Raw genomic sequence first — 6425 nt, 5'->3', positions numbered from 1 at the left:
CTGAATAAAAGTAAATATTTAAGGAAACATCTCACAGACATGAAAATGTTTGGTGGGATGTTTTTTTGTATAATGGTTGCAGTTTGTGCTCAAACGGTTGTTTGTATACAATCTTCCATAAACTATTTGTATTTCACACTTTTTTGTGGTATAATATCTAAGATTCTGTATACTTATAGCATTATTAAAAGGACTTTGGAGGTTGGTATGGGAGGATATATTGTATATATTATAATAGCCGTTGTAGTGATTGCATTATTAGTAGGGCTTTATTTTTTGTCCAAGTATGCAAAAAAGCTCCAGGATAAGCAGGCTGTAGCAAATGAGCAGATGAGAGAAATGGAGCAGACGGTGTCTATGCTCGTTATAGATAAGAAGATGATGAAGCTTACAGAGGCAGGCTTTCCGCAGATGGTAGTGGATCAGGCTCCAAAGTTGTCGAAGTTGTCTAAAGTACCTGTTGTAAAGGCTAAGGTCGGACCTAAGGTTATGAGCCTTATGTGTGACCCGAAAGTATTTAATCTTATTCCTGTAAAAAAAGAAGTGAAGGCTATGGTTTCAGGCATCTATATAACAGGAGTTAAGGGGCTTAGGACAGGACTTGAGAAGACACCGGAAAAGAAAAAATTTATGGATAAGGTAAAGGGCATATTTAATAAATAAAATAATGTGCACTTAATGAAAGGGCACTCATATTGGGTGTCCTTTTATAATAGGAAGAGAGTTATGAAAAAAGTTATTGAAAAGGCCTATGGCAAAATCAACTTAAGCCTGGATGTTCTTGGACGGAGAGAAGATGGTTATCATGAGGTTAGCATGGTAATGCAGACAGTGGATATATATGATAGGATTTCTCTTAGTAAGACGGATGTAGAGGGAATCCGACTTACTTCCGATAAGAAGGAATTGCCATTAGATGAAAAAAATATAGTATATAAGGCAGTCAGTCTTATTAAAGAAGAATATAGAATAGAGACCGGAGTAGATGTACACATAGAAAAACAACTTCCGATAGCGGCAGGAATGGGAGGCGGAAGTGCAGATGCTGCAGCTGCTCTCAGAGGAATGAACAGACTTTTTAATCTGGGGCTTAATGAAACAAAATTAGAAGAATTAGGTCTGAGGCTTGGGGCGGATGTTCCATTTCTTATAAGAGGCGGGACTGCACTTGCAGAGGGAATAGGTGAGAGACTTACAGAGCTTGTGTCATTTCCGGAATGTGCTATAGTAATAGTAAAGCCTAAGCTGGGAGTATCAACGAAGGAGGTATATGAAGCCTTTGACAGCTTACTTGAGGTAAAACATCCTGACATAGGCGGATTAGTAAAAGAATTGGGTAAGAGTTCACTTTGTAACATAGTTAAGCTTTTAGGAAATGTATTAGAAGAAGTGACTGTAACAAAGCATAGAATAATAGCAGAAATAAAGCAGTTATTACTTGAAAATGGTGCAGTATTTTCTATGATGACAGGAAGCGGACCAACGGTCTTTGGAATTTTTGAGTCTGAGAAAGAGGCAAAAAAAGCAAGCCTTGTACTTAGAAATAAAAATAAATTTGAGATGGTGGAAGTTACACAGTGCCGATATGGGCGGTAAAGGAGATTTATGGACAAATATATGATGAATGAATCTGAACTTCCTCTGAGAGATGTAGTTTTTAGAACCCTCAGAAGGCAGATACTTATGGGAGAGTTAAAGCCGGGGGAGAGATTGATGGAAGTTAAGCTGACTAAAAAACTTGGAGTAAGCAGGACTCCTGTAAGAGAGGCAATACATATGCTTGAGCTTGAGGGGTTGGCAAAGATAGTTCCAAGACGGGGAGCTACGGTAAGTAATATTACAGAGGAAGACTTACAGGATGTCTTAGAAGTCAGGTGTGCACTTGAAGAACTGGCGGTGGAACTTGCCTGTGCAAGGAGAAATGAGGAAGACATTGTAAGTATAAAAAAGGCTGCAAAGGCTTTTATAGAGGCTACAAGAGCCGGTAATATTTCAGAAATGGCAGAAAGGGATGTGGAATTTCATAACCATATTTTTTCTGCGACCGGCAATAAAAGGTTGATTCAGCTTGTTGGTAATCTCTCTGAAAGAATGTATAGATACAGGATAGAGTATCTTAAAAATAAAGCAGTGTATGCAGGCTTAATAAGGGAGCATAATGATATTATAAGATTTATTGAGGAAAATGCTCCATCTGAGGCACGAGGTGCTATAAGACAGCATATTACCAATCAGGTGGAACAGGTAAGCCTTGATATAAAGGCAGGGAAGGAAAATAAAGAGAGATGAAAAAGAGTGTAGCTGTAATAGTTGGTGGAAGGTCAAGTGAACATGAGATTTCTCTTGTGAGCGGAGCAAGTGTGATTGAGGCAATAGATGCAGAGAAATATGATGTGAAAATTATTGCTATAACAAAAGATGGAGAATGGCTGCTTGCATCCGGTGTTGAAGAATTAAAAAATGGGAGCTGGACAGAGAGCAAAAGAAAGGCAATTATTTCTCCGGATACCAAAGATAAGGCATTAATTGTATTTAATGGTGATGGGATGGTGGAGAAAATTGGTATAGATGTAGTATTTCCGGTACTTCATGGACTTTATGGTGAAGATGGTACTATTCAGGGGCTGCTTGAAATGGCTCAGATACCTTATGTGGGATGTGGAGTTATAGCTTCGGCAGTAGGCATGGACAAGTGGTATACTAAACAGGTAGTAGATACAGTGGGGGTAAGGCAGGCTCGCTTTGTGCCGGTGTATAGAGAAGAGATGAAGGATATGGAAACTGTTTTAGATAAGATTGAAAAAGCATATCCATATCCATATTTTGTAAAGCCGTCTAATGCAGGCTCTTCAAAGGGAGTAAGCAAGGCAACTGACAGAGAAAGCCTGAAAAAGGCACTTACATTGGCAGCAGAACATGACAGGAAGATTCTTGTAGAAGAAACTATAATCGGCAGAGAGCTTGAGTGTGCAGTCTTAGGCGGTTTTGATGTAAAAGCAAGTGGAATAGGTGAAATACTTGCAGCAGCAGAGTTTTATGATTTTGATGCTAAGTATAATAATGCAGACTCAAAGACTGTAATTTCTCCGGAACTTCCTAGTGGTAAGGCAGAGGAAATAAGAGAGGCGGCAGTTAAAATATTTAAGGCTTTAGATGGATATGGACTGTCACGAGTAGACTTTTTCTTAGAAAAAGACACGAATGAAATAGTCTTTAATGAGATAAACACTCTTCCCGGCTTTACAGCTATTAGTATGTACCCTATGCTTTGGGCAGAACAGGGTATTGATAAAAAGGCTTTGGTAGAGGAACTTATAAGTTTGGGACTTAGGAGATATGAAAGTTAAATGAATAAAAGGGTAAATGTAAGCCTGTCATCATGTCAGAAAACAGAGTCAGGGGCGGAGGAAATTAAAGTTTCCGCCTCCGGCACTTATTCCCTGATAAATGGCAGGCATTTTGTAAAATATGATGAAGAAACTGATGATGAAAAAATAAATAAGGTACTTTTAAAATTTGATGAAGAATCCTTTGAGATGACAAAATCCGGAGAGGTGACAAGCACACTTATTTTTAAGCAGGGACTTAAGACGGCAGGGAGTTATAAGACCCCATACGGTGTATTTTTAATCGAAACCGATACCTCAAAAACGGATGTCAGATTAGGGAAAAAAAATATATTCATAAATTTGGAATATAAACTCTTTATAGACAGTGAGTTTGTGGCAGATTGTAAAATATATATAGAGTTAATTATAGTAAAATAATTATAATGAAAGAGAAAGGGAGAAACGCATGAAGGCAGCAGTTATTTTTATGAACGGATTTGAAGAAGTAGAAGGACTTACAGTGGTGGATATGCTAAGAAGACTTGGAATAGAGTGCGATATAGTGGGAAAGGAAGAGTATGTGAGCGGTTCACACAATATAACTATAAAATCAGATAGGTTTTTGGCAAAAATTAGTGCAGAGGATTATGATGCAGTTATTCTTCCGGGAGGACTTCCGGGTGCAACTAATCTAAGGGATGATGAAAAAGTGATTGATATTCTTAAGCAAATGGATGAAAGAAAGAAGATTGTTGCCGCTATCTGTGCAGCGCCTATTGTTCTTGAAAGGGCAGGTTTGCTTGAGGGTAGGGAATTTACAGCTTATCCTGGTTTTGAAGAGAAGATTCGGGGAGGCAAATTTAAGGAAATCTTGGTAGTAAGAGATGAGAATATCATTACTTCAAGAGGACCTGCTACAAGCATGGAGTTTGCATTTTCAGTGGCAGAGGCTCTGGGAGTAAATGCCGATGTACAGAGAGAGGCTACTCTTTGGAATAGGGTGACAGGAAGATAGGATTAAAACTCAGGAAGGGAAGATATGCAGGAAAGCTGGTTTTTAAGAACAGAACTGCTCTTGGGTAAGGGAGCAGTAAGCAATTTGAGCAAAAAAAGAGTTGCAGTATTTGGTGTGGGTGGAGTAGGAGGCTTTATATGTGAGGGACTTGCACGGGCAGGCGTGGGTACTTTGGATATTATAGATAAGGATGTTATTGCCCTCAGTAATATAAACCGACAGCTAATAGCTCTTAGAAGTACAGTAGGACTGAATAAGGTAGATGTATTGGAAGCAAGGCTTAAAGATATAAATCCTGAGATTATAGTAAACAAATACAAATGTTTCTTTTTGCCGGAGACTTCAGGCAGTTTTGATTTTAGAGAGTATGATTATGTAGCCGATGCCATTGACACAGTAACAGGGAAGATAGAGCTTGTGTTAAAGGCAAAAGAAGCAAATGTACCGATAATATCTGCTATGGGAGCAGGCAATAAACTTGATCCCACAGCTTTTTGTGTAGAGGATATATATAAAACCTGTGTATGTCCACTTGCAAGGGTGATGAGAAGAGAGCTGAAAAAAAGAGGTGTAGAAAAGCTGAAAGTGGTATATTCTAAAGAAGAGCCGATAAAACCTGAGATTAAGGAAGCAGAAGAAATAACTCCAGGAAGTCTGTCATTTGTGCCATCCGTTATGGGGCTAATTATTGCAGGTGAAATTATAAAAGAACTATCAAATAAATGTTAAGTGGGTTTAAATTATATCTTAAACATGATAATATTTAATTAGTTCCCGGACCAGGCTTTGAGGAAATATACATGAAAGGAAGCAAAGCTATGAAGAAAGATGATTATTTTGTTGGAATTAGAGAGATATTGAAGCAGAATCCCTTAATTTTAGTTGGAGTAAGTGACATAGAAGGAGAGGAAATATGTCATTTTCTAAAAAAAGAACAGAGAGAATTTGAAAGTATAAAGCTGAAAAATGAATCGCCATTTTGGGAAGAAGTTCCTGCTGATATAAAGGAGAAGGTTAATAGTGCCATACTGAGTGGAAAGAAGGTTATAAGCCTTTGTATAAGAGGCAATATGCCTGAAGCAATATTTTCTATAGCATCAGCCTGGCATGGCGGAGACGATGAAAATAAGCAGTTTTCCCCTATTGAACAGCTTTCGCTTGCAATAAAAAAGGAAGTGTCACCTTACCATAGGCTTATAGGTGCAAACAGCAGGGGAGTAATCTATGCTATGCGTGATGAAGCCGTAGAACTTCTCAAGGGCTTTGGAGCAAGAAGTAAGTATAAGAGCATTTTAAAAGATGCCGGAATCAGTGATTATGATTTGGAAGACTATAAACAGAAAATATATGATTCAGGTGAGGCAGGTATGGAGAGGATTCCTGAAACTTATAGGGCAGGCATAGGTCTTGTAATAAAGGAAATCAGGAAGAAGGACAGGGCGGCTCAGGGTATTACGGCGGAACAGGAATTACAGGCTGAAAGGGCTGTGATAAAGTCTTATCTCATAGGCAGTGTGACAGTAGTTGATATGTTTGATGCAAAGCCGGCAGCAGTATTTGACCGTCTGGTGGAAACTGAAAAATATGGCTTACTCATGCTTTCTGCAAATGGAGAAAGTTATTTCTTAGGTCCTTGGAGTAAGGTAAAGAAGTTTGAGGAGCATTTCTTAGAAAGCGAAGTTGGAGGAGAGCCACCTATAAGAGGGCATTGGTCAGGTAAGTACAGCAGGCCTTTGGTGGTAGATTTTGTAGAAAGCATGGAAAAGGTTAAGGACAAGAAGAATCTAAATCAGAGATCGGAGTTATTTATGAAGTTGTAATATAAATTGTAAACTTTTATTTATAAAAGTAGTTTACAATTAAAAAATTTTGTTGTATTATAGTATCCGAATTAATTACATGAATTTGTATTAATTCGGATATATTTTTTATTTAAAGGAGAAAGAAAATGTCATCGAATGAAAATGTAGCAGTTAAATCAAAGCTTGATGTAAAAAACATAGCTCTTATAGGTATAATGGCGGCTGTTTGCTGTGTACTTGGCCCTTGGAAGATACCTATAGGACCGGTTCCTATTACTT

The 6425-nt window shown here is 38.1% G+C and carries 8 protein-coding genes; all 8 read left to right on the top strand.

Features of this window, described 5'->3' with window-relative positions; all coding sequences use genetic code 11:
- The first annotated feature begins 207 nt into the window (after nt 1-207).
- The 8 genes from ACTTKP_RS10680 (at nt 208) to ACTTKP_RS10645 (ending at nt 6164) form a co-directional block, all read left to right on the top strand.
- Nucleotides 208-663 carry a hypothetical protein gene (locus ACTTKP_RS10680; RefSeq protein ID WP_442553886.1) on the top strand — a complete coding sequence of 152 codons (456 nt, stop codon included), beginning with the start codon at nt 208-210 and terminating at the stop codon, nt 661-663.
- A gap of 63 nt (nt 664-726) precedes the next feature.
- Nucleotides 727-1596: a 4-(cytidine 5'-diphospho)-2-C-methyl-D-erythritol kinase gene (gene ispE, locus ACTTKP_RS10675; RefSeq protein WP_442553885.1), complete on the top strand. Its 870-nt coding sequence runs from the start codon at nt 727-729 to the stop codon at nt 1594-1596.
- 9 nt (nt 1597-1605) lie between these two features.
- Nucleotides 1606-2289: a GntR family transcriptional regulator gene (locus ACTTKP_RS10670; protein WP_442553884.1), complete on the top strand. Its 684-nt coding sequence runs from the start codon at nt 1606-1608 to the stop codon at nt 2287-2289.
- Nucleotides 2286-3347 (top strand): D-alanine--D-alanine ligase family protein, encoded by a 1062-nt coding sequence (locus tag ACTTKP_RS10665; protein ID WP_442553883.1) that lies wholly within the window; start codon nt 2286-2288, stop codon nt 3345-3347. Before ACTTKP_RS10670 ends, ACTTKP_RS10665 begins: the two co-directional genes overlap by 4 nt.
- On the top strand, nt 3348-3767 hold the full coding sequence (locus tag ACTTKP_RS10660) for a DUF1934 domain-containing protein (RefSeq protein ID WP_442553882.1): 420 nt from the start codon (nt 3348-3350) through the stop codon (nt 3765-3767).
- Between the two features lie 28 nt (nt 3768-3795).
- Nucleotides 3796-4344, top strand: coding sequence for a DJ-1 family glyoxalase III (locus ACTTKP_RS10655; RefSeq protein WP_442553881.1), 549 nt, complete (start codon nt 3796-3798; stop codon nt 4342-4344).
- Between the two features lie 24 nt (nt 4345-4368).
- On the top strand, nt 4369-5073 hold the full coding sequence (locus ACTTKP_RS10650) for a tRNA threonylcarbamoyladenosine dehydratase (protein ID WP_442553880.1): 705 nt from the start codon (nt 4369-4371) through the stop codon (nt 5071-5073).
- A gap of 71 nt (nt 5074-5144) precedes the next feature.
- Nucleotides 5145-6164: a hypothetical protein gene (locus tag ACTTKP_RS10645; protein ID WP_442553879.1), complete on the top strand. Its 1020-nt coding sequence runs from the start codon at nt 5145-5147 to the stop codon at nt 6162-6164.
- Nucleotides 6165-6425 lie beyond the last annotated feature (261 nt).

The sequence above is a fragment of the Catonella sp. genome (assembly GCF_052169795.1).
Classification (GTDB): domain Bacteria; phylum Bacillota; class Clostridia; order Lachnospirales; family Lachnospiraceae; genus Catonella.
The sequence above is the reverse complement of the archived record's forward strand: the minus strand, read 5'-3'. Positions and strand labels throughout refer to the sequence as shown.